1 protein-coding gene is annotated in these 1717 nt (G+C 40.1%); it reads right to left on the bottom strand.

Translation table 11 applies throughout. The features are described 5' to 3' along the window. Positions 1–258 precede the first annotated feature (258 nt). Positions 259–999, bottom strand: coding sequence for a restriction endonuclease (locus KIV41_RS20760; protein ID WP_285337598.1), 741 nt, complete (start codon positions 997–999; stop codon positions 259–261). Between the last annotated feature and the right edge of the window lie 718 nt (positions 1000–1717).

Here is a 1717-nt window from a genome sequence, read left to right as displayed (position 1 = left end):
TCTGGGTGCCAAGAAGCTTCCTGCTCTAACACTTCTTTTGTGAACTTATCTTCCATGTCAGCAAAACTTATTAACGTCATTTGCTCTCTCTATCATATATCTACTTTAAAATTGAATGCGTGAGGATATAACTCCGCATTAAGGTGTGAGCAACGCTACCACAAAGCCTAACCATACCACCGTAAACACAAAACCCAACGATGGAATGAAAAATGCCAAGCGTTGGGAATCACTCTTAAATGCTTTGTTATATGCGTACTAAACTGATTTGATTGATTTAATAGCTGATACCCAACGTTCATGCTTAGGAGCAAAATCATTGAACTTAAGCATTTTTTGTTCAGCTTCCATTAGTTCACGGTCTAACAGATTCAAGTTTAAATTCAACCAATTGCACGCCTGTTGAAAGTCTTCAATCTGTTTTTCACCGGCAGTTACAGCCAAACCAGTATCTGATGCAATTGGGTACTTTCGTTCTTTTACTGCGTCAAGTACTTTACCGATATATGATAATTGCGTGTTACCTGAGAAAGGAGCCGTGAAAGAGAAGTCATGCCTCAAATCATAGTCTTTTCTAGTCTCTTTTGGATGAGAGAAATAACGAGCATATAAAAGCTTATAACGTTCTTCATATTGTTTGAGAATTTCAGTATCAATAAACGCCTTAGTCTCTTCTTTCAAATCTTCAAACGTTGTCAGTGTAATATTTGTATTTTCGGCAGACTTAATCGCTCCTTTTTGGAACCCTTTTTCTGAGATAATGAAGCCTCTATCTGCTCCGATATCCTGAATTATTGTTATCAAAGCTAAAACTTTTTCTTTTGATACGTTGTATTTCCACTTTTTAGCTTCGATGACCCATGTAACATCTCGTCCAAGAAACTTGGTTTTTACCAATACATCAATATCATGATCACCTCGAGCACCTGACAGGGTCACATTAGTCTCTGCATAAGTACCTAGTGACTCGAAGTAGTCTTTGATTTCCTCTTGAAAGATATACCAAGCAGACTTTCGTTTTTGTTCATATCATCACCTATCTTAACCTTTGTGAAAGCATATAACGCCCTGTTAAGGTGTGAGCGACGCAATACCGAAGCTCCCGCATACCACCTTAAACACTAAAACCAACGCATGGTAAAAATGCCACGCGTTGCGAATCACTCTTAAACAGTTTGTTAGTCGCGAGGCACCGAGCGACAATTTTAAGCCGAACTAAACTTTGCGAACAACAAACTTTATGTGCTTTGATGCACTTAAGCCAGGCGTAGTCTCAAAGCAGCTACTCAATGAAACCACTTGGAACATAAAGCGCCGTAGAAAACGGACTGACAACACAAAAAAAGCGCTTTTGGAAAACCAATCTAACAGTGCGGACTTTCAACAAAGCCACTGAAACCACGTGGAACTTACCACACTAGAGAAGACGACTTTTCAGCGAGTAGATCTGCTTTTGAACCAACAAACTCACCGGGCAGAGTTTCAACCAAGAACAGACGCTCGATCGCCCTGTTCTGTCAGCACCAAAGAACAAAAAACCGCTTGGACACTTACACAACTTTGGACTTAGAACAGCTGAAATTGAGTTTTGACCATCGACGACGCACCTGCGTATCAAACGATCATCAGCCAAATTTTAAGCTTAGAAACGTGATTTTGATTACTAGCTTTTTCTGGCGACTAACGCCCTGTTAAGGTGTGAGCAACGCAATACCGA

Source organism: Vibrio sp. D401a, from assembly GCF_030248515.1.
Taxonomy (GTDB): Bacteria; Pseudomonadota; Gammaproteobacteria; order Enterobacterales; family Vibrionaceae; genus Vibrio; species Vibrio rotiferianus.
Note: the sequence above shows the minus strand (reverse complement) of the source record. Positions and strands in the feature narration are given on the sequence as shown.